Below are 21,041 nucleotides of genomic sequence, written 5' to 3'. Positions count from 1 at the left end.
GGGCATCGTGGTGTGAACGGGATGGGTAGGGCACGTGTCATTGACTCGTCGGGCTGTCATTGCCGCACTGGTCGGCGCCGGGCTGGCGGGATGTGACGCCAGGTCCGGTTCCGCGGGCGCCTCGCTCTCGACGTCGACGCCGACCACCCCGTCCGACATCGAACGGCCGAGCCGCACCCCGCACGCCGGCCGCAGGGCCGCACCCGAACCGGCGGCGCCCGCGATGACCCGCACGGCGGCGGTCGCCCGGTACGGCTCGGCCCGCCCGACGACCTGGGGCTTCGACGCACCGGGCGTCCTGACCGCACTGCCTCCGTCCCTGCCCCGGTCCCAACGGGCCATCGCGCTGACCTTCGACGCCTGCGGAGGCCCCGGGGGCAGCGGTTACGACAAGGACCTGATCGGCTTCCTCAGATCGAGGAAGGTATCGGCGACCCTGTTCATCAACTCCCGCTGGATCGACGCCCATCCCACGGTCTTCCGCGAGCTCGCGGACGATCCGCTCTTCGAGATCGCCAACCACGGAACCCGGCACCGCCCGCTGTCGGTCTCGGGCCGCTCCGCGTACGGCATCCCCGGAACGCGCGACGCGGGCGAGGTCTACGACGAGGTGGCGGGCAACCACACCGAACTCACCCGGCTGCTCGGCAGGGCGCCCCGCTACTTCCGGTCCGGGACCGCGTACTACGACGATGTCGCGTCCCGCATCGTGGGCGCCCTGGGCGAACGCCCGGTGAGTTTCACGGTCAACGGCGACGGCGGCGCGACCTTCACCCCCGAGCAGGTCCACACCACTGTCGTGGCCGCCCGGCCGGGCTCGATCGTGATCGGCCACATGAACCAGCCCACCGGCGGCACGGCCGAGGGCTTCGCCACCGCGGTCCCCCAACTCCTCGCGTCCGGGCACCACTTCATCCGGCTCTCCGACGCACGGTGACCCAGGGGCGCCATCCGTAGGCCGGTTCGCCGGAAGCTGGTTCGGCGGCCCGGTCGGCGGGTCAGTCCTCCAGAGCTGCCGCGATGCGGTCGAGGTCGGCGAGGAGCGCGGCGACGCGCTGTGGCGGGATCGCCCCGACCATGCGCTCTTCGACGGCGTACACGGCGGCCTGGACCGCGGCGAGGCGCGCCCGGCCCGCTTCGGTGAGGCGGGCCGGCCTGGCCCGGCCGTGCTCGGCGGTGTCGGGGCGGGCGATCAGTCCCGCTTCCTGGAGGCCCCGCAGGACGACGTTTCCGGACTGCCGGGTGACGAAGGTCGCGCGGGCGAGGTCGGCGTTCGACATGCCGGGGTGCAGGGCCAGCAGTTCGAGAGTGGAGTACTGCGGCACGGTCAGCCCTTGCTCGCGCAGCACCTTGTCCATGGCTCCGCGCAGGGCCGCCTGGGCGCGTTTGAGCAGATATCCCACGTGCCGGGTGACGTCGTCGCCCTCGGGGCGGAACGCGTCCATCGGCAGACTTTCATCCATGTCAGCATTTTGACATAGCAATCCAGGGAACCTAACCTCGCCTATGTCAAAGTCCTGACATAGAAAAGTGAGGGAACCCCATGCCTGTTGCCATCGACGGACCCGACTTCATCGCCCTGCAGGTCCACGATGTGGAAGCCGCGGCGGCCTTCTGCGAGCAGCACCTGGGCCTGCGCCGGGCCGCGGTCTCGCCGCCGCACGCGGTCGTGTTCGACACCCGGCCGACCCCGTTCGCCGTCCGCGCGCTCCTCCCGGGCGTCAGCCTCGCCGACACCGCACGACCGGGACTCGGCGTGGTGATCTGGTTCCGGACCCCGGACGCCCACGCGCTTCACGAGCAGCTCGACACGGCCGGCGTCAAGATCCTCACGCCGATGGCGGACAGCCCCTTCGGGCCGATGTTCTCCTTCGAGGGCCCCGAGGGATACACGCTCACCGCACACGGCGGCTGACCGAGTTCCCCGGGGGAGGGCGGAGGCACCCCGCTGCGAACGGCGGCGCCCGCCGCGCGCCGCCGCCCGCGCGGCTCAGCTCAGTGCCCGAGCCACTCCGCGACCTCGGTCGCCCAGTACGTGAGGATCATGTTCGCGCCCGCCCGCTTGACGCCGGTCAGGGCCTCCAGGATCGCCTTGTCCCGGTCGATCCAGCCCTTCTCCGCGGCCGCCTCGATCATCGCGTACTCACCACTGATCTGATACGCGGCCACCGGCACGGACACCGACTCCGCGACCTTCGCCAGGATGTCCAGGTACGGTCCGGCCGGCTTGACCATGACCATGTCGGCGCCCTCGGCGAGGTCGAGCTCCAGCTCGCGCAGCGCCTCCCGGGCGTTCGCCGGGTCCTGCTGGTACGTCTTGCGGTCGCCCCGCAGCGAGGAGCCGACGGCCTCGCGGAAAGGACCGTAGAAGGCGGACGAGTACTTCACCGTGTAGGCGAGGATCGACACGTCCTCCTTGTCGATCGTGTCCAGCGCGTCCCGGATCACGCCGACCTGGCCGTCCATCATGCCGCTGGGGCCCACCACATGGGCGCCCGCGTCGGCCTGGACCTGCGCCATCTCGGCGTACCGCTCAAGCGTCGCGTCGTTGTCGATCCGGCCCGACTCGTCCAGGACCCCGCAGTGACCGTGGTCGGTGAACTCGTCGAGGCACAGGTCGGACATGATCACCAGGTCGTCGCCGACCTCGGCGCGCACATCGCGCAGGGCGACCTGGAGGATGCCCTCCGGGTCCGTGCCCGCGGTGCCGATGGCGTCCTTCTTGGAGTCCTCGGGGACTCCGAAGAGCATGATCCCGGCGACCCCGGCGGAGACGGCGTCGACGGCCGCCTTCCGCAGGGTGTCACGGGTGTGCTGGACAACACCGGGCATCGTCGTGATCGGCACCGGCTCCCCGATCCCCTCCCGCACGAAGGCGGGCAGGATCAGATCGGCCGGGTGGACCCGCGTCTCGGCCACCATGCGGCGCATCGCCGGGGTGGTGCGCAGCCGCCGCGGACGGGCGCCGGGGAAAGATCCGTACACAGTCATCCTCAGTTACCTCTTCGAACTCTTCGGTTCTTCGGCTCTTCGCGCTGTGGTCCCCCCGGCACCCGGACAGGGCCCGAAGACCCTAGGTGGTGCGTCGCCTGCGACCGCCCGGACGGCGCTCGCTGGGACGGGTGACCGCCTCGCCCGCCTCCCGGGCCGCCTCGCGGCGCTGCCCGCCGAACTCGGCGAGCGCCTCCGCGAGTCTGTGCACCGAGGGCTCCGGAGAGAGTACGTCCACCCGCAGCCCGTGCTCCTCGGCCGTCTTGGCCGTGGCGGGACCGATACAGGCGATGACCGTCACGTTGTGCGGCTTGCCCGCGATCCCCACGAGGTTGCGGACCGTACTCGAAGAGGTGAAGAGGACCGCGTCGAAACCGCCGCCCTTGATCGCCTCACGGGTGTCGGCCGGCGGCGGCGACGCACGCACCGTGCGGTACGCGGTGACGTCGTCGACCTCCCAGCCCAGCTCGATGAGCCCGGCCACCAGGGTCTCGGTGGCGATGTCGGCGCGCGGCAGGAAGACACGGTCGATCGGGTCGAAGACCGGGTCGTACGGCGGCCAGTCCTCCAGCAGACCGGCGGCCGACTGCTCACCGCTCGGCACGAGGTCGGGCTTGACGCCGAACTCGACCAGCGAGGCCGCGGTCTGCTCGCCCACGGCGGCGACCTTGATCCCCGCGAAGGCACGGGCGTCGAGCCCGTACTCCTCGAACTTCTCCCGGACCGCCTTGACGGCGTTCACGCTGGTGAAGGCGATCCACTCATAGCGTCCCGTGACCAGGCCCTTGACCGCGCGCTCCATCTGCTGCGGGGTGCGCGGCGGTTCGACGGCGATGGTGGGGACCTCGTGCGGCACGGCGCCGTACGAACGAAGCTGGTCGGAGAGCGAGGCCGCCTGCTCCTTCGTACGCGGAACGAGCACCCGCCACCCGAAGAGCGGCTTCGACTCGAACCACGACAACTGGTCGCGCCGGGCGGCCGAGCTGCGCTCGCCGACCACGGCTATGACCGGCTGGTGTCCGTCCGGCGACGGGAGCACCTTGGCCTGCTTGAGCACCTGGGCGACCGTGCCGAGCGTCGCGGACCAGGTGCGCTGGCGGGTGGTGGTGCCGGCGACGGTGACGGACATCGGGGTGTCGGGCTTGCGGCCCGCCGCGACCAGTTCACCGGCGGCGGCGCCGACCGTGTCGAGCGTCGTGGAGACGACCGCGGTCGCGTCGCTCGCGCCGACCTCGCTCCAGCAGCGGTCGGATGCCGTACGGGCGTCGACGAAGCGGACGTCGGTGCCCTGCGCGTCCCGCAGCGGTACACCGGCGTACGCGGAGACGCCCACCGCCGTCGAGACGCCGGGGACGACCTCGAACGGGATGCCCGCCGAGGCGCAGGCGAGCATCTCCTCGCCGGAGTTTCCGTCGAGTCCGGGATCCCCGGTGACAGCACGGACGACCCGCCTGCCACCCCGTGCGGCCTCCATGACAAGATTGCCCGCATCTCGGATGGCCGGGATCCCGGCGGCTGTTGACGCTTCGTCAACAACCGTCAGCTGAGGCGTGCTTACGGTCGCTCTCGCATGGCTGCGTACGACGTCGAGCACATGCGGCTCGGCGATCAGTACGTCCGCACTCGCGAGCGCTTCGACAGCGCGCAGTGTGAGGAGTCCCGGATCCCCGGGTCCGGCACCGAGGAAGGTGACGTGCCCGTGCGCGGGAAGGGCGGCTGGCAGGTTCGAGGTGGGGTTCATCGTGCTCGCTCCCCCATAAGACCGGCCGCACCCTTGGCCAGCATCTCGGACGCGAGTTCGCGTCCGAGCGCCTCGTTGCCTTCGTGCGACGTGGGTACGGGACCGGTGGTGGACAGCTGCACCAGCGAGGAGCCGTCGGTCGAGCCGACGACACCGCGCAGGCGCATCTCGGTGACAGCCTGCCCGTCGGCCAGGACGTCGGCCAGTGCACCAACAGGCGCACTGCAACCGGCCTCCAAGGCGGCGAGCAGGGATCGCTCGGCGGTCACGGCGGCCCGGGTGTACGGGTCGTCGAGCTCTGCGAGCTGGGCGACGAGATCAGCGCGGGATGCCGCGCACTCGACCGCCAGGGCCCCCTGGCCGGGGGCGGGCAAGATGATGTCGACCGGCAGGTACTCGGTCACTTCGCCGGCCCTGCCGACACGGTGGAGCCCGGCCGCGGCGAGAACCACCGCGTCCAGCTCCCCGCTGCGGACGAATCCGATGCGGGTGTCGATGTTGCCGCGGATCGGCACGGTCTCGATGCGTATCCCGTGGTTACGGGCGTACGCGTTGAGCTGCGCCATCCGGCGCGGTGAGCCGGTGCCCACCCGGGCGCCGTCCGGCAGCTGCTCGAAGGTCAGCCCGTCCCGCGCGATCAGCACGTCCCTGGGGTCCTCGCGGACCGGGATCGCGGCCAGCACCAGATCGTCCGGCTCGGCGGTGGGCAGGTCCTTCAGCGAGTGCACGGCGAAGTCGACCTCGCCGCTCACCAGCGCATCGCGCAGGGCGGTGACGAAGACACCGGTCCCGCCGATCTGCGCGAGGTGCTCACGGGAGGTGTCCCCGTACGTGGTGATCTCGACGAGTTCCACGGGGCGACCGGTGATCTGCCGCACCGCCTCGGCGATTTGTCCTGACTGCGCCATGGCGAGCTTGCTGCGCCTGGTCCCCAGCCTCAAGGCATCGGTCATGCCCGCCCTCGGTTCTTGACGTCTGTGTTGCTCAGGTCGGTCAGATCGGCCCTGCTGACGGCCGCGACCGTCAGCGGGTCGAGGTCGAAGAGTTCCCGCAGCGCGTCCGCGTACCCGGCGCCGCCGGGCTCGCTCGCGAGCTGCTTGACCCGCACGGTGGGCGCGTGCAGGAGCTTGTCGACGACACGGCGCACGGTCTGCGAGATCTCGGCGCGCTCCTTGTCGTCCAGGTCGGGAAGGCGTCCGTCGAGCCGCGCGATCTCACCGGCGACGACGCCGGCGGCCATGGTGCGCAGGGCGACAACGGTCGGAGTGATGTGGGCGGCCCGCTGGGCGGCGCCGAACGCCGCGACCTCGTCGGAGACGATCGTCCGTACGGCGTCGACATCTGCGGCCATCGGGGCGTCGGCGGACGCGTCGGCCAGCGACTCGATGTCCACCAGGCGCGCACCGCTGATGCGGTGGACCGCCGCGTCGATGTCGCGCGGCATGGCCAGGTCGAGCAGGGCGAGCCGCGGCGCGGCTCCGTCGGCGGCGGCGATACGGCGCACCGGACGGGGGACGGCGGCAGTTCCTGCCGTACCGGCCCAGGCGCCGTGCTGCTCCAGCGCGTCGACCGCGCGGGCGGCTGCGGTGGCGGCCGTGGCGTCGGCGGGCACGTCGGGGACGGGTTCGACCACCGGCTCCGCAGGGGTGAACTCCTCGCCGAGTGCCCGGGCCACGGACTCCGCGGTCAGTACGAGACCGGTCGCCCCCGTACAGGAGACGACGAGGTCGGCGCGGGCCAGCTCCCCGTCGACGGCGTCCATGGGAACGGCCGAAGCGGTCACCCCGGCGCCGCCGAGGATCTCCGCGAGCCGCTCCGCACGCGCCTGCGTCCGGTTGGCGACGATGATCTCCCCGGCGCCCGCGCGGGCCAGCGTCGCGGCGGCCAGCGAGGACATGGAGCCTGCGCCGATCACCAGGGCGCGCTTGCCCCGGGCCCAGCCGGCCACATCCGTGCCACCGGCGAGCTGTTCGAGGCCGAAGGTGACGACCGACTGCCCGGCCCGGTCGATGCCGGTCTCACTGTGCGCACGCTTGCCGACCCGCAGGGCCTGCTGGAACAGATCGTTCAACAGCCGCCCTGCGGTGTGCAGTTCCTGGCCGAGCGCGAGAGCGTCCTTGATCTGGCCGAGGATCTGGCCCTCGCCCACGACCATGGAGTCGAGCCCGCACGCCACCGAGAAGAGGTGGTGGACGGCCCGGTCCTCGTAGTGCACATAAAGATAGGGAGTGAGCTCTTCGAGCCCGACGCCGCAGTGCTGCGCGAGCAGCGTGGACAGCTCGGCGACGCCCGCGTGGAACTTGTCCACGTCGGCGTACAGCTCGATGCGGTTGCAGGTGGCGAGCGTCGCGGCCTCGGCAGCGGGCTCGGCGGCCAGCGTGTCCTGCAACAGCTTGGCCTGCGCATCAGCGGAGAGCGCCGCACGCTCCAGCACACTGACGGGCGCGCTGCGGTGGCTGACTCCGACGACCAGAAGACTCATGCCGGCATCACGGCGGGCATGTCCCCGTCGGGTCCCTTCCGGTCGGGGGCGGTGCGGGCGTTCACGGTGTGCGCGGCGGCGGCCGCACTGGCCGCGTGCGCGGCGCCCCGCACCGGGGGTGCGTCGGTGTCGGGGTCGGCGAGCGCCCCCTCACCGGCCTTCCGCTGCTCGTGGAAGGCCAGGATCTGCAGCTCGATGGAGAGGTCCACCTTGCGTACGTCGACGCCTTCCGGCACCGAGAGCACGGTGGGGGCGAAGTTCAGGATCGAGGTGACACCGGCGGCGACGAGCCGCTCACAGACCGGCTGCGCCGCACCCGCGGGGGTGGCGATGACGCCGATGGAGACGCCGTTGTCCGAGATGATCTTTTCGAGGTCGTCGCTGTGCTGGACGGGGATCCCGGCCACCGGCTTTCCGGCCATGGCGGGGTCGGCGTCGATCAGCGCGGCGACCCGGAATCCACGCGAGGCGAATCCGCCGTAGTTGGCGAGCGCGGCGCCGAGGTTACCGATACCGACGATGACGACCGGCCAGTCCTGGGTGAGACCCAGCTCACGCGAGATCTGGTATACGAGATATTCGACGTCGTAGCCGACGCCCCTGGTCCCGTACGAACCCAGGTAGGAGAAGTCCTTGCGCAGCTTCGCGGAGTTGACTCCGGCAGCGGCTGCGAGCTCCTCGGACGAAACCGTGGGTACGGAGCGCTCCGACAGCCCGGTGAGGGCGCGGAGATACAACGGAAGTCGGGCGACGGTGGCCTCGGGGATTCCTCGGCTACGGGTCGCCGGTCGGTGAGTTCGGCCAGTTGCCACGGTGCTCCTGCGGGATGAGCGAGGCTGCAGGCGGCCACATCCAGCAGGACCGCCCCGTCGAATGCAGGCTATGTCTTTGTGAACGCGTGCACAAAGATAGTGTCCGTTTTGTCCGTGCAAAGTGACCGGGGTCACGCACTTCGGCGGCACATTGACGGAACCACTGACCGGTCCGATGCGTTGAGATCCCAAAGGGGACAAAACCGCACACACTCCTCACGCTTACGCCCCCGAGACCGCTCAAATCGCCCACGATGGTAGCTGTCTTTTGCGCGAGAGGCTCCGCGCGGACCGGTCACCCGCCTCCCGGCCCGCCATCCGTCCTGACCCCCTCAGGAACGTCAGGAACGCAGCGCGCGGCGGAGGCGGTCGGGGTCGACCCGCCAGAAGGTGTGCTGCTCCCCGTCGATGAGTACGACCGGAATCTGCTCCCAGTACGCGTCGTTGAGCGTGGAGTCCTGAGTGATGTCCTTCTCCTCCCACGCCGCACCGACCTCTCCGCACACCGCGGAGACCACGGCGCGCGCGTCGTCACAGAGATGGCACCCGGGCTTCCCGACCAGAGTGACGACCCGCTCGGCGGGATTTCCTTGACCGGCACTGCGGCGGAACAGAGGACTCATACCCCCATTCTCCGCCCCTCTCCGTCTCACCCCCCGCCTCTCCCCGCCGTACGCTCCCCACCGCCCGATCTCCCCCACCCGGGCCCACACATTCCGCATCAGCTCCCGCGGGCGGCCCGCCCCCGGTCCAGGCCCGGCCACCGCCACGGGAGCCGTCCGTACACCAGAGTTCACTCCGCCGCATTCCGTCAGGTGAGGAATGCTTCACCGAACTGGCTATGCTCGCACCATGGCCGCACTGGGATGGCTCACCCCTCGTAGGCGCTCGGCAACAGCACGCAGCGTGCTGGCAGGCGAGGCCGCAGCCGAAGCAGCCCGGAAGTCCTCGCAGGAGCCGGTACCGGCCGGGTCCGGCACAGTCGGCGAAACCGGCACAGCCGGCGAAGGGGCCACCCCGGAGCCCGAGTTCCCCGTCGCGGGCGACAGCCTGGCCGCCGCCTTCTTCGATCTCGACAACACCGTGATGCAGGGCGCCGCGATCTTCCACTTCGGCCGCGGCCTCTACAAGAGGAAGTTCTTCGAGCGGCGCGAGCTGGCCAGGTTCGCCTGGCAGCAGGCCTGGTTCCGGCTGGCCGGCGTCGAGGACCCCGACCATATGCAGGACGCCCGGGAGAGCGCCCTGTCCATCGTCAAGGGCCACCGTGTGTCCGAGCTGATGTCCATCGGCGAGGAGATCTACGACGAGTACATGGCCGACCGCATCTGGCCGGGCACCCGCGCCCTGGCCCAGGCCCACCTGGACGCGGGCCAGCGGGTCTGGCTGGTCACGGCCGCCCCCGTGGAGACCGCGACGATCATCGCCCGGCGCCTCGGCCTGACCGGAGCGCTCGGCACCGTGGCGGAGTCGATGGACGGCGTCTACACCGGCCGCCTCGTCGGCGAGCCGCTGCACGGCCCGGCGAAGGCGGAGGCCGTACGGGCGCTCGCCGCCGCCGAGAATCTCGACCTGGCCCGCTGTGCCGCGTACAGCGACTCACACAACGACATCCCGATGCTCTCGCTCGTCGGCCACCCGTACGCGATCAACCCCGACGCCAAGCTGGCCCGTTACGCCCGCGAGCGCGAGTGGCGGCTGCGCGACTACCGGACCGGCCGCAAGGCGGCCAGGGTCGGCATCCCGGCCGCTGCCGGGGTCGGCGCACTGGCGGGCGGCACCGCCGCCGCGGTCGCCCTGCACCGCCGCCGCCACTGAGCGGCACGGCACCGGCGCGCGGGCAGATCACCGGCTCGCGCCTCGATCATCAGTACGTCAGGCACCGCTGACCGGAACGTCAACAGCTCTGCACCGCCTCGCCACTCCGAGAAGCGCGGGCGAATCGAACTTCTTACCCCCCTGCGCCCGCCGCCAGTCCCGTTCCGGCGACTCGCGCACAAGTGACCCCTCAATCAAGCGGATCGTGAGGCTATCCGATCAATAAACGGTCACGAAGTGCTACTTGATCCGACGTGTAGACGTAACAGAAGCGACGTAATCGATGATTTGAGCAACTGGGTGTAGCACTGCCTGTACGAAGCGTTATTCTCCTCAGACGCATACCGGACCTCACTCGCCATCACGTCGAGTGAATCATCCAGCACTGCACGTGATGGAAGCTCTGCCTCTGGGAGTCCCGTGTACCCACACGTCGGGGTTGACGCCTCGGGCCTGGCTACGCTGCGCGCAACGGTCTTTGACCAGCTGCGCGGCTTCGTCCCCACCGCGTACGCCGTCCCCGCATTTGCCACAGCCGCGCCCGCCGGCCCCTGCTATGCCCTCGCCGAGAGCGGTGCGGGCGCGGCGGTCGGCAGACGCAGCCGTGGCGGCACCGGCACGTCCACCGCCCGTCGGCCTGCGGCCGACAGCGACAGCGCACGCATGATGGACCTCGTCGAACGAGCTCAGGCCGGCGAGGCCGACGCCTTCGGGCGGCTCTACGACCAGTACAGCGACACGGTCTACCGCTATATCTACTACCGCGTCGGAGGGAAGGCGACGGCGGAGGATCTCACCAGCGAGACCTTCCTGCGCGCTCTGCGCCGTATCTCCACCTTCACCTGGCAGGGGCGCGACTTCGGCGCCTGGCTGGTCACGATCGCCCGGAACCTGGTCGCCGACCACTTCAAGTCGAGCCGTTTCCGGCTCGAAGTGACCACGGGCGAAATGCTCGACGCCAACGAGGTCGAGCGCAGTCCGGAGGACTCCGTCCTGGAGTCCCTCTCCAACGCCGCCCTGCTCGAAGCCGTACGGAAGCTCAATCCACAGCAGCAGGAGTGCGTGACCCTGCGCTTCCTGCAAGGGCTCTCCGTGGCCGAGACGGCACGGGCCATGGGCAAGAACGAGGGCGCCATCAAGACGCTCCAGTACCGGGCCGTGCGCACGCTGGCCCGGCTCCTCCCCGATGACGCGCGCTGATCACAACTCACCGACAGTGCACACCTCACCGTCAGCGCACAACTCACCGTCAGTCATGGGCTCATGACACTGCGGTCCGATCATCCTTCGTCCGTAACCCAAGTGCTGTGCGGCTCGTTGAGTGGGATGCAGGCTCCCTGTGGTCAAGCCACGCCCGCAGGTACTCACCCGATCGAGTGGAAGCACTCAAGGTGGGCAACCTTCCGGACCCCGAGGGGAGTCGATCGTCATGACGAGAGGAGGTGCCGCCAGTGATCGGACAAGTTTCGGCACACCGGCGGGCGAACGCCTTCGCCCAGGCCCTGGAGGAGCAGACACTCCAGGGCTCGGCGGCCGACCAGCCCGAAGCTCCCACCGACCCGAGCGCACAAGGGCAGTTGCTGGCCCTGGTGACCGGGCTCGAAGAGCTACCGAAACCACAGCTGGATCCTGAGGTCAAAGTGGTGCAGCGAGCCCAGCTCGTCGCCGCCATGGAGACGATGCTCGCGGGGGGAGGTGTGTCCGAGGGCCCTCAGGTGCCCGAACAGCGGACCGGCCGAGGCGCCCACCGGGCGTCCCCGCTCCGGAAATTGCGCCCCCGCTCCCGCTGGTCGAAGGGCCTCGCTGCGGGCGGACTCACCGTCGGCGTCGCAGCCGGAGCCTTCAGCGGCGTCGCGGCTGCCAGCTCCGACGCCCTCCCCGGTGATTCGCTGTACGGGCTGAAGCGCGGCATGGAAGATCTCAAGCTGGGAATGGCGAACGACGATGCCGCCCGCGGCCAGATCTACCTCGACCAGGCTTCCACCCGTCTCCAGGAGGCACGCCGCCTCATGGAGCGCGACCGGGCGGGCCGGCTCGACCACGAGCAACTGGGCGAAGTCAGACGCGCACTGAACGGCATGAACCACGACGCCGGAGAAGGACACCGGCTGCTGCACGAGGCGTACGCGAGGAACGGGGCACTCGGCCCGATCCAGACACTCTCCTCGTTCTCCCGCTCGCACCGGGAGGCCTGGAGCAAGCTCCGAGGCCGGCTGCCCGTCCAGCTCCACGACGTGGGAAACCAGGTGAACTCGGTCTTCGACGCCATAGACCAGGAGGTAGGCCCGCTCCAGTCGCAGCTGCCGCGCACCCCCGGCACACCCGCCGCCCGTACCCCTGGGCACCCGGGCACCTCAAGGCCGGGCACACCCGGGACCGACCGTTCCGGACCCACCTCGGCAGCCCCCGGCCACCACAGCCAGGGCAACGCCCGGCCGGAGCCCTCCGGCTCCGAGAGCGGCAAGGCCGATCAGGGCCTGATCGGCGGCAGCACGGGCGGCCTCCTCGACCCGCCGAAGAGCAGCAGCGGATCGTCCTCATCCGAAGGCACGGGCAAGTCCGGCGACGGCACCAAGCCCGCACCGGACGTCACTCTCCCCCCGCTGCTCCCCGGCCTGCTTCCGGGCCTGGGCATCGACGGCGAGGACGCCCAGTAGCACGGAGAGACAGCAGCAGTACCAGTAGAGCCAGCAGTACCAGTAAGCCGCAGTACCAGTACAGGAAAGTGCCGGGCCCGAAAGATCACGGGCCCGGCACTTTTCTGCTCGGAAGAAGTCAGCGTCAGAAGAAGACCGACCGCCGCTGCACCAGCAGCTTGTACAGCGTGTGCTGGATCTGCTCCCGCACCTGGTCCGTCAGGTTGAACATCAGCATCGGGTCCTCAGCGGCCTCCGCGGGAAACCCGTCCGTCGGGATCGGCTCACCGAACTGGATGGTCCACTTCGTCGGCAGCGGCACGAGACCCAGCGGCCCCAGCCACGGGAACGTCGGTGTGACCGGAAAGTACGGGAAGCCCAGCAGCCGCGCCACCGTCTTCGCGTTGCCGATCATCGGGTAGATCTCCTCCGCCCCGACGATCGAGCACGGCACGATCGGCACCCCGGCCCGCAGCGCGGTCGACACGAAGCCGCCCCGCCCGAAGCGCTGGAGCTTGTACCGGTCGGAGAACGGCTTCCCGATCCCCTTGAACCCCTCGGGCATCACCCCGACGACCTCGCCGCGCTGGAGCAGCCGCTCCGCGTCCTCGGCGCACGCCAGCGTGTGCCCGGCCTTCCTGGCCAGCTCGTTGATGACGGGCAGCATGAAGACCAGATCCGCCGCGAGCAGCCGCAGATGGCGCTCCGCCGGGTGGTGGTCGTGGACGGCGACCTGGAGCATCAGCCCGTCGAGCGGCAGCGTCCCGGAGTGATTGGCGACGACGAGCGCCCCGCCGTCCGACGGGATGTTCTCGATGCCCTTCACCTCGACGCGGAAGTACTTCTCGTACAGCGGCCGCACCGCCGACATCAGCACCTGGTCGGTGAGTTCCTTGTCGTACCCGAACTCGTCGACGTCGTACTCACCAGTGATCCGCCGCCGCAGAAAGGCCAGCCCGCCGGCGATCCGCCGGTCCCAGTCGGTGGTCTCCGCGCGGCCCGCCGGGCCCTGCACAGGAGCGTCCTGCAACGGCTCCCCCTCCCCGGCCGGCTCGGCCGGCCCCGCGGACGCCTCGGGTCCGGTCTGCTGCTCCGGTACGGGCGCGAGCGGTCCCGCGGCAGCCCTGCCGCGCGCCCCGGACCGCTTGGCGGTCTTGCCGTTCCTGTTCCGCCTCGCTCTCGGCTCGTCGCCGAAGGGGATGACCTTGGCATCGGCCATGTCAGATGCGCTCCTTGCTGACGGAGTGGGCGGGGATCACGGGCCGGGCGGCGGGTCCGGCAGGTCCGACGGATTCGGCGAAGGCAGCGACCCGGTCGACCGCCCGCGCCAACGCCCGGGGCGGCAGCAGGCCGTCCCCCCGGCTGAGCGCGAAGTCCTCGAAGGTCTCGGCCGTCGAGTACCTCGGTACAAAGCCCAGCGTCTCGCGCATCTGCGCCGTGCTGACGACCCGGCCGTGGGTGAGCAGCCGGATCTGCTCGGGCGAGAAGTCGGTGACCCCGACGGTCCGCAGCGCGGAGCCGACCCAGTTCACGGCGGGCAGCAGCACCGGCACCGTCGGCCGGCCGAGCCGCCGCGAACACTGTGAGAGCAACAGCACACCGTCGCCCGCGATGTTGAAGGTGCCGCTGTTGAGCGTCCCGCGCGGTGGTTCGCCCAGCGCGAGGCGGAGTACGTCGATGACGTCGTCCTCGTGGACGAACTGGAGCCGTGGGTCGTAACCGAACACGGTCGGCAGCACCGGCAGCGACAGATACTCGGCGAGCGGGTAATCCGTGCTCGGCCCCAGGATGTTCGCGAAGCGCAGGACACAGACCGCCACATCGGGCCTGCGCCGGGCGAAGCCCCGTACGTAACCCTCGACCTCGACCGCGTCCTTCGCGAAGCCGCCGCTGGGCAGGGACTTGGGGGGCGTCGTCTCGGTGAAGACGGCCGGGTCGCGCGGCGCCGACCCGTACACATTGGTACTGGACTTGACCACCAGGCGCTGGACGGCCGGCGACTTCTGGCAGGCACCGAGCAGCTGCATGGTGCCAATGACGTTGGTCTCCTTGACCGTCGTCCGGCCGCCGGTGCCCAGCGGGGTGCCGGTGACATCCATGTGCACGACGGTGTCGACGTCGTACTCGGCGAGTACCCGGGCGATGGCGGGCTGGCGGATGTCCGCCCGTACGAAGACGGCGTCGCCCAGTCCGTGCGCCGGCTCCACGATGTCCACCGCGATCACCCGGTCCACCTCGGCGTCCCGCAGTATGCGGCGCACGAGCCGGCCTCCGAGCTGCCGGGCCACTCCGGTGACGAGCACGACCTTGCCCAAGATCAGCGCCTTCCCATTCGGACTCCCGTACGGGCCACGGTAGCGGCTCGATATCGCGCTGTACTGATGATGCGCTGCGTGAAGTCATCGGAAATCTACCCGCAGGAACGCGCAGAGGCCCTCCCACCATGCTGGCGGGAGGGCCTCAGAACCACGTACAGCTGCCGCTTACTTCTTGTTGCGACGCTGAACGCGGGTGCGCTTGAGCAGCTTGCGGTGCTTCTTCTTAGCCATCCGCTTGCGCCGCTTCTTGATAACAGAGCCCACGACTACCCTCGCTCACTTCTCTTCACTCGGTGCGGGGCGTCTGGGCCCACACGACCTACGTCGGCCTAGCCTACCTGCCGCCGAGTGAGGGACGTAATCCGAGGGGAACCACCGGACTCGACCGGACCCCACTAGGCGGTCTGGACCCCCACAAAGGACTCGCGAAGGTATGCGTGCACTGCTTGCTCCGGGACCCGGAAGGACCTGCCCACCCGGATCGCCGGCAGATGACCGCTGTGCACCAGCCGGTACACGGTCATCTTGGACACTCGCATCACCGAGGCGACTTCCGCCACGGTCAGGAACCTGACCTCGTTGAGAGGCCTCTCACTCCCAGCAGCCATGACCCACCTGAACCTTCCGCACCCGACGGGGCACCGGCTTCCCCTTCCGGTGACTCTTCGTCGTGGCGCGCTCACTCACCAGACTAGGTGCGGGTGATACGAGTGGGGAAGAGGAGTAACAGCCCCTTCCCTACTGGGGCAGAAGCGCCCGATTGAGTACATAGCGAGTGAGCGGCCGGTAGTAGTCCGGCCGCACGGCATCGTCGAGCGGAACGGCGACGGACACCCGGCCCTCCGCCTCACCCACGAACAGCGCGGGATCGTCGGTGTCGGCGAGCCCGATGGCCTCAACCCCCAGCTGACCTGCCCCGCAGACCCATCCGTGGTCGCCGACGACCAGCCCGGGAAGGCCGTACGAGCCCCCTGCGGCGGCCTCCAGCGCGACCCGGACGGGCAGCGGGGAATGGGTGTGTGCGCCGGGCTCACTTCCCGGCAGCCGCACGCCGGGTTCGCGCATCAGCGCGACTCCCCGTACGTACTCCAGAAGGTGCGTACGTACGCCGAACCGGGTCGTTATGTCGACACTGCGGCCCTGCGCGGGGGTGAGGACAGTACATCCGGCCGCCGACAAGGCGTCTGCCAGCGCGGCGTAGAAACCGAGCAGCCGATGCGGATGCCCGGTCCCGAACAGCACATTGGCACCACGCGCCACAGCCTCGCCGAGCCGCACGGCGAACGCGTCGAGCGCGGCCAGCGTCCGCTCCGGGTCGATGACATCGGGCCCCGACACATGGCCCGGGTCCGCGGACACCCCGCACCGCTCGGCCATCAGACCGAGCAACTCCCGCTCGCCCCAGACCCGTTCAGGATGGATGCCGAGAGTCACCCGCGGATCGCGCGCGGCGAAGAGCCGGTAACTGCGCAGACTCACCTCCCGCGGGGTAGCCACGGGCCCGGCCAGCCTGGCCGCCAGCAGATGCGCTCGGAGGGCGCCGGTGGTCAACACCCTGCCGATCGTGCCGCAATGACCGCGCGGGCGGGCCGGAACGGGGGATATGCGGCACAGTTGGCGTAACACCCCCACAAGGCCACCACACGGCCGCCGGGGCGCAACCCCACCGCACCTCCTAAGCCAGCATCCCCCGCAAGGGAAACGCCGCCCGCCGAGTAGCCAGCACCGCCTGGTCCAGCCGGTCCGCCGGGTCGTACCCCGCGTCCCACGACCGCCAGGCCACCGGCCACCGCCCGTCCGTCATCCGCGCGGGCCCCACGCCCCGGGTCCGCGCGTACACCTCGTCCCGCCAGGACGGCGGGATCACCGACTCCGGATCGATCTCGGCGTGCCCCGCGATCGCCACCAGATGCGTCCAGGACCGCGGTACGACGTCGGCCACCGCGTAACCGCCCCCGCCGAGCGCCACCCAGCGCCCGCCGTCCGCGTACTCGTGCGCCAGCTCGTGGCAGGCGACCTGCACCGCGCGCTGCGCGTCCAGCGAGACCGCCAGATGAGCCAGCGGGTCCTCGAAGTGTGTGTCGGCCCCGTGCTGCGACACCAGCACCTGCGGCCGGAAGTCCGCGAGCAGCTCGGGCACCACCGCGTGGAACGCCCGCAGCCACCCGGCGTCCCCGGTCCCGGCCGGCAGCGGCAGGTTGACCGCCGACCCCTCGCCCGCGCCCTCGCCCGTCTCGGTCGGAAAGCCCGTACCGGGAAAGAGCGTCCGGGGGTGCTCGTGCAGCGAGACGGTCAGCACCCGCGGATCGTCCCGGAACGCCTCCTGCACCCCGTCCCCGTGGTGCACGTCCACATCGACGTACGCGACCCGCTCCGCCCCCAGTTCGAGCAGCCGGGCGATCGCCAGAGCGGCGTCGTTGTAGATGCAGAACCCGGAGGCCGCACCCGGCATCGCGTGATGCAGCCCGCCCGAGAAGTTCACCGCGTGGTCCGCCTCACCGCGCCACACCGCCTCGGCCGCGCCGACCGACTGCCCGGCGATCAGCGCGGAGACCTCGTGCATCCCGGCGAAGGCCGGGTCGTCAGGGGTCCCCAGACCGTACGAGATGTCCGCGGCCCCCGGATCCGCCGACGCCGCCCGCACCGCGTCCAGATAGTCCGCCCGGTGCACCAGGCGCAGGGTCGACTCCCCGGCCGGTCTGGCGGCGACGACGTCGACCGCGCTGTCCAGTCCGTACGCCCGGACCAGCCCCATGGTCAGTGCGAGCCGCACCGGATCCATCGGATGGCCGGGCCCGAAGTCATACCTCGTTACTGCTTCGTCCCACATCAACAGTCGGCGGCCGCTCATGCCGGACACCGTATCGGGCGTCGCCTGCACCGAACGAGCGGGCGTACACGAGGCTCGCCAGCACAAGCACCATCGGGACGAGCATCGCGCCCCGGTAGTTCCACGCGTCACCGATCGCACCCACCAGCGGCGAGCCGACCAGGAACCCCACGTAGTTGAAGATGTTGAGCCGGGCGATGGCCGCGTCGGACGCGTGCGGGAACATCCGCCCGGCGGCCGCGAAGGTCTGCGGCACGATCACACAGAGCCCGAAGCCCAGCACCATGAACCCGAGCAGCCCCACCCAGGGACCGGTCGCGGCGGCGACCACACCGAACCCGACAGCCGCGACGACGGACCCGAACCGCACCACGGCCACCGCACCGAAGCGCCGCACCCCGAAGTCCCCGACCGCACGGCCGATCAGCGTGGTGACCGTATAGACGTTGTACGGGACGGTGGAGAGCTGCTCGGAGCTCCCCAGTACGTCCTGAAGGTACTTGGCGCTCCAGTTGGAGACGGTCGAGTCGCCGATGTAGGTGAAGGCCATCACCAGACAGAGCGGCAGCAGCATCTTGAAGACGACAGACCCACCAGAACTACCGGCACCACCAGCGCCACCAACCGCCTCAACGCCCCCACCCGCCGCGGCGGTCGGCCCGTCGGCCTCCCGTGCGTCCGCGTACCACCGGCTCCCCACCAGGCAGAGAGGCAGCAGCACCACGGCCACCGGCCAGTACGAGGTCAGCAGTGACAGATGCCAGTGCGCCCCGACCCAGGCGAGCGAGGCACCGGCGATCCCGCCGAGGCTGTACGCGGCGTGGAACCCCAGCATGATGCTGCGCCCGTAGGCCCGCTGGAGACTCACCCCCAGCATGTTCATGGAGGCGTCCAACGCGCCCACGGCGAGCCCGAACACCCCCAGCGAGACCGCCGCTTGCCACAGCTCGGTGCCGGCCGCGGCACCGAGGAGCGCCAGCAGCACCACGGGCTGCGCCCAGCGCAGCACGGCCGAGGGCCGCACCCGCTTCACCAGCTGCTCGGTGCCGACGCTGCTGACGCCTGCGAGGACCGGAACCGCGGCGAGGAAGACGGGAAGCAGGCCGTCGGATATCCCGTAACGGTCCTGGATGGCGGGGATCCGCGTCACCAGGAGAGCGAATGCGGCGCCCTGTGCGAAGAAGCTGAGCCCCAGAGAGGCCCGGCCGTGCCGCAGGCGAACATCTGTCGTCATGGCGGCACAGTAGGCCCCTCGCCTACCCGTGGGTAGATGGATCAGGCAAGGAGTTGGGGCAGCTGCGACATATTCGAGAAGAAGCCGTTCGCCCCGGCGAGCCGCTCGGCGGGAGTCATCGCCGTAAACCCGTACACATCCATCCCCGCGGCATGGGCGGCCGCCACCCCGAGGGGGCTGTCCTCGATGACGACGCACCGCTCGGCGGCCACGCCCATCTGCTGGGCGGCGTGGAGGAACAGGTCCGGTGCCGGCTTGCCCCGGCCGACGTCCTGCGAGCTGAAGATCCACTCGTCCTCGAACCACTCGTCGAGGCCGGTCGCCCGCTGTCCCACCCGGATCCGCTCGTGGGTGCCCGAGGAGGCGACGCAGTACGGGACGCCCTGGGCGACCAGCTCACCGAGCACGTCGGTGACGCCGGCGACCGGCCGCAGTTCGGTCTGGAAGGCGGCGAAGATCCGGGCGTGCAGAACCTCGTCGAAGTCGTCGGGGAGCCGCTGTCCGCTCCGCTCCAGGATGGTGTCGTGCACCCGGTGCACGGCGGCACCCATGTAGTCGCGGACGGACTCGTCGTACGACGTGGGGTGCCCCAGCTCGGTCAGGTACCCCGCGAGGATGGTGTTGGAGATCGGCTCACTGTCCACAAGGACGCCGTCGTTGTCGAAGATGACCAGGTCGTAGCGCATACCCTGACCATAAACGCAAAAATGCCTCAACCCCGAGCCATTACAGCTCGGGGTTGAGGCTAAAAATTGTTCGGCGGCGTCCTACTCTCCCACAGGGTCCCCCCTGCAGTACCATCGGCGCTGAAAGGCTTAGCTTCCGGGTTCGGAATGTAACCGGGCGTTTCCCTAACGCAATGACCACCGAAACACTATGAAATTAACCAACACCGGATACAACACGGTCGTTCGTTATTTCAGAACTAACACAGTGGACGCGAGCAACTGAGGACAAGCCCTCGGCCTATTAGTACCAGTCAGCTCCACCCGTTACCGGGCTTCCACATCTGGCCTATCAACCCAGTCGTCTACTGGGAGCCTTAACCCCTCAAAGGGGGTGGGAATACTCATCTCGAAGCAGGCTTCCCGCTTAGATGCTTTCAGCGGTTATCCTTTCCGAACGTAGCCAACCAGCCATGCCCTTGGCAGGACAACTGGCACACCAGAGGTTCGTCCGTCCCGGTCCTCTCGTACTAGGGACAGCCCTTCTCAATATTCCTACGCGCGCAGAGGATAGGGACCGAACTGTCTCACGACGTTCTAAACCCAGCTCGCGTACCGCTTTAATGGGCGAACAGCCCAACCCTTGGGACCGACTCCAGCCCCAGGATGCGACGAGCCGACATCGAGGTGCCAAACCATCCCGTCGATATGGACTCTTGGGGAAGATCAGCCTGTTATCCCCGGGGTACCTTTTATCCGTTGAGCGACAGCGCTTCCACAAGCCACTGCCGGATCACTAGTCCCGACTTTCGTCCCTGCTCGACCCGTCGGTCTCACAGTCAAGCTCCCTTGTGCACTTACACTCAACACCTGATTGCCAACCAGGCTGAGGGAACCTTTGGGCGCCTCCGTTACTCTTTAGGAGGCAACCGCCCCAGTTAAACTACCCATCAGACACTGTCCCTGATCCGGATCACGGACCGAGGTTAGACATCCAGCACGACCAGAGTGGTATTTCAACGACGACTCCACAACCACTGGCGTGGCCGCTTCAAAGTCTCCCACCTATCCTACACAAGCCGAACCGAACACCAATATCAAACTGTAGTAAAGGTCCCGGGGTCTTTCCGTCCTTCTGCGCGAAACGAGCATCTTTACTCGTAGTGCAATTTCACCGGGCCTATGGTTGAGACAGTCGAGAAGTCGTTACGCCATTCGTGCAGGTCGGAACTTACCCGACAAGGAATTTCGCTACCTTAGGATGGTTATAGTTACCACCGCCGTTTACTGGCGCTTAAGTTCTCAGCTTCGCAACCCCGAAAGGTCACTAACCGGTCCCCTTAACGTTCCAGCACCGGGCAGGCGTCAGTCCGTATACATCGCCTTACGGCTTCGCACGGACCTGTGTTTTTAGTAAACAGTCGCTTCTCGCTGGTCTCTGCGGCCACCCCCAGCTCATGGAGTAAATCCAATCACCAGGAATGGCCCCCTTCTCCCGAAGTTACGGGGGCATTTTG

General features: G+C 69.3%; 20 protein-coding genes and 2 rRNA genes (1 of these 22 running past the window's edge). 5 read left to right on the top strand and 17 right to left on the bottom strand.

The genetic code is table 11. The annotated features are described in order from the left end of the window. Positions 1–34 precede the first annotated feature (34 nt). Entirely contained in the window at positions 35–937 is a 903-nt protein-coding gene (locus OHB13_RS21070) for a polysaccharide deacetylase family protein (protein ID WP_328378134.1), read from the top strand. Between the two features lie 61 nt (positions 938–998). Here OHB13_RS21070 and OHB13_RS21065 read toward each other — a convergent pair whose 3' ends face one another. Next, positions 999–1,463 carry a MarR family winged helix-turn-helix transcriptional regulator gene (locus OHB13_RS21065; RefSeq protein ID WP_328378133.1) on the bottom strand — a complete coding sequence of 155 codons (465 nt, stop codon included), beginning with the start codon at positions 1,461–1,463 and terminating at the stop codon, positions 999–1,001. An 80-nt stretch (positions 1,464–1,543) separates the two neighbouring features. Here OHB13_RS21065 and OHB13_RS21060 point away from each other — a divergent pair, with 80 nt between their 5' ends. Further along, complete coding sequence (locus tag OHB13_RS21060) at positions 1,544–1,915, top strand: VOC family protein (protein ID WP_328378132.1); 372 nt, start codon at positions 1,544–1,546, stop codon at positions 1,913–1,915. 80 nt (positions 1,916–1,995) lie between these two features. Here OHB13_RS21060 and hemB read toward each other — a convergent pair whose 3' ends face one another. From hemB to OHB13_RS21030, 6 genes are all read right to left on the bottom strand, one after another. Further along, positions 1,996–2,991, bottom strand: a complete 996-nt coding sequence (gene hemB, locus OHB13_RS21055) for a porphobilinogen synthase (protein ID WP_328378131.1) — start codon at positions 2,989–2,991, stop codon at positions 1,996–1,998. An 82-nt stretch (positions 2,992–3,073) separates the two neighbouring features. Beyond that, positions 3,074–4,732: a bifunctional uroporphyrinogen-III C-methyltransferase/uroporphyrinogen-III synthase gene (locus OHB13_RS21050; protein WP_328378130.1), complete on the bottom strand. Its 1,659-nt coding sequence runs from the start codon at positions 4,730–4,732 to the stop codon at positions 3,074–3,076. After that, on the bottom strand, positions 4,729–5,685 hold the full coding sequence (gene hemC, locus OHB13_RS21045; RefSeq protein WP_266854594.1) for a hydroxymethylbilane synthase: 957 nt from the start codon (positions 5,683–5,685) through the stop codon (positions 4,729–4,731). The genes OHB13_RS21050 and hemC overlap by 4 nt, the downstream gene beginning before the upstream one ends. Next, positions 5,682–7,214 (bottom strand): glutamyl-tRNA reductase, encoded by a 1,533-nt coding sequence (locus OHB13_RS21040; RefSeq protein WP_328378129.1) that lies wholly within the window; start codon positions 7,212–7,214, stop codon positions 5,682–5,684. Before OHB13_RS21040 ends, hemC begins: the two co-directional genes overlap by 4 nt. Further along, positions 7,211–8,026, bottom strand: coding sequence for a redox-sensing transcriptional repressor Rex (locus tag OHB13_RS21035; RefSeq protein ID WP_266854598.1), 816 nt, complete (start codon positions 8,024–8,026; stop codon positions 7,211–7,213). The genes OHB13_RS21040 and OHB13_RS21035 overlap by 4 nt, the downstream gene beginning before the upstream one ends. 341 nt (positions 8,027–8,367) lie before the next feature. Next, positions 8,368–8,649 (bottom strand): glutaredoxin family protein, encoded by a 282-nt coding sequence (locus tag OHB13_RS21030; RefSeq protein ID WP_328378128.1) that lies wholly within the window; start codon positions 8,647–8,649, stop codon positions 8,368–8,370. A gap of 229 nt (positions 8,650–8,878) precedes the next feature. Between OHB13_RS21030 and OHB13_RS21025 the strand changes: the two genes are divergently transcribed. The 3 genes from OHB13_RS21025 to OHB13_RS21015 all read left to right on the top strand — a co-directional run bounded on the left by OHB13_RS21025 (position 8,879) and on the right by OHB13_RS21015 (position 12,498). Continuing rightward, positions 8,879–9,841: an HAD family hydrolase gene (locus OHB13_RS21025; protein ID WP_328378127.1), complete on the top strand. Its 963-nt coding sequence runs from the start codon at positions 8,879–8,881 to the stop codon at positions 9,839–9,841. A gap of 420 nt (positions 9,842–10,261) precedes the next feature. Next, positions 10,262–11,041 carry an ECF subfamily RNA polymerase sigma factor, BldN family gene (locus tag OHB13_RS21020; protein ID WP_266854602.1) on the top strand — a complete coding sequence of 260 codons (780 nt, stop codon included), beginning with the start codon at positions 10,262–10,264 and terminating at the stop codon, positions 11,039–11,041. Between the two features lie 251 nt (positions 11,042–11,292). After that, entirely contained in the window at positions 11,293–12,498 is a 1,206-nt protein-coding gene (locus tag OHB13_RS21015) for a DUF5667 domain-containing protein (RefSeq protein WP_266854604.1), read from the top strand. A 124-nt stretch (positions 12,499–12,622) separates the two neighbouring features. On the opposite strand, the gene OHB13_RS21010 is transcribed toward OHB13_RS21015, so the two are convergent. The 10 genes from OHB13_RS21010 to OHB13_RS20965 form a co-directional block, all read right to left on the bottom strand. Beyond that, complete coding sequence (locus OHB13_RS21010) at positions 12,623–13,696, bottom strand: lysophospholipid acyltransferase family protein (protein ID WP_328378126.1); 1,074 nt, start codon at positions 13,694–13,696, stop codon at positions 12,623–12,625. A 1-nt stretch (position 13,697) separates the two neighbouring features. Further along, positions 13,698–14,792, bottom strand: a complete 1,095-nt coding sequence (locus OHB13_RS21005; protein WP_266854608.1) for an NAD-dependent epimerase/dehydratase family protein — start codon at positions 14,790–14,792, stop codon at positions 13,698–13,700. Positions 14,793–14,960: 168 nt separating this feature from the next. Next, positions 14,961–15,059, bottom strand: a complete 99-nt coding sequence (locus OHB13_RS21000) for a 30S ribosomal protein bS22 (protein WP_003948845.1) — start codon at positions 15,057–15,059, stop codon at positions 14,961–14,963. 131 nt (positions 15,060–15,190) lie between these two features. Beyond that, positions 15,191–15,403: a helix-turn-helix domain-containing protein gene (locus tag OHB13_RS20995; protein ID WP_164266407.1), complete on the bottom strand. Its 213-nt coding sequence runs from the start codon at positions 15,401–15,403 to the stop codon at positions 15,191–15,193. A gap of 130 nt (positions 15,404–15,533) precedes the next feature. Next, the gene (locus tag OHB13_RS20990) at positions 15,534–16,349 is read right to left on the bottom strand and encodes a phosphatase (RefSeq protein WP_266854610.1); all 816 of its coding nucleotides are present in this window, start codon (positions 16,347–16,349) and stop codon (positions 15,534–15,536) included. 121 nt (positions 16,350–16,470) lie between these two features. Beyond that, complete coding sequence (locus tag OHB13_RS20985) at positions 16,471–17,646, bottom strand: acetoin utilization protein AcuC (protein WP_328378125.1); 1,176 nt, start codon at positions 17,644–17,646, stop codon at positions 16,471–16,473. After that, a complete protein-coding gene (locus OHB13_RS20980) occupies positions 17,597–18,859 on the bottom strand; it encodes an MFS transporter (RefSeq protein ID WP_328378124.1) in 1,263 nt (420 codons plus the stop codon). Before OHB13_RS20980 ends, OHB13_RS20985 begins: the two co-directional genes overlap by 50 nt. A 41-nt stretch (positions 18,860–18,900) precedes the next feature. Next, positions 18,901–19,545 carry an HAD family hydrolase gene (locus OHB13_RS20975; RefSeq protein ID WP_328378123.1) on the bottom strand — a complete coding sequence of 215 codons (645 nt, stop codon included), beginning with the start codon at positions 19,543–19,545 and terminating at the stop codon, positions 18,901–18,903. 68 nt (positions 19,546–19,613) lie between these two features. Next, positions 19,614–19,730 (bottom strand): 5S ribosomal RNA (gene rrf / locus OHB13_RS20970). Between the two features lie 78 nt (positions 19,731–19,808). Further along, positions 19,809–21,041, bottom strand: a 23S ribosomal RNA gene (locus OHB13_RS20965); it runs 1,890 nt beyond the window's last position.

This window comes from Streptomyces sp. NBC_00440 (assembly GCF_036014215.1).
In the GTDB taxonomy this organism is placed as follows: Bacteria; Actinomycetota; Actinomycetes; order Streptomycetales; family Streptomycetaceae; genus Streptomyces.
This window is presented reverse-complemented; position numbering and strand designations above follow the sequence as displayed.